Origin of the sequence: Exiguobacterium sp. s123 (assembly GCF_018617075.1) — a bacterium.
Taxonomy (GTDB): Bacteria; Bacillota; Bacilli; order Exiguobacteriales; family Exiguobacteriaceae; genus Exiguobacterium; species Exiguobacterium profundum.
Window position 1 is genome coordinate 1 of sequence record NZ_JACSJL010000029.1, and the last position, 398, is coordinate 398.

The following is a 398-nucleotide window of genomic DNA, read 5'->3' on the forward strand; positions in this document are numbered from 1 at the left end:
CCCACGACGGAGAAGACCGGTACGAAGGTTCTTGGTGTCGACCTCGGTCTAAAAGTCCCGGCGGTCGCATCGACCGATTGCGACAAGGTAAGATTCTTTGGGAACGGTCGTGAAAACAAGTACATGAAACGCAAGTTTCGTGCGAAACGGAAAGAACTCGGTCAAAAGAAGAAGCTGAATGCAATCAAGGAACTGGACAACAAGGAGCAGCGTTGGATGAAAGACAAGGATCACAAGGTAAGCCGTGAAATCGTCGACTTCGCAAAAGAGAACAATATTTCTGTCATTCGCCTAGAGAAGCTAGCGAATATCCGACAGACGGCAAGAACAAGCCGTAAAAACAATAAGAATCTGCATACATGGTCGTTCTATCGCTTGGCATTATTTATCGAGTACAA

General features: G+C 46.5%; 1 protein-coding gene. It reads left to right on the plus strand.

What is annotated here, in order from left to right; genetic code table 11:
- The coding region (locus tag KNO72_RS15495; protein WP_214758780.1) for an IS200/IS605 family accessory protein TnpB-related protein at window positions 1-398 on the plus strand (398 nt) is incomplete at both ends.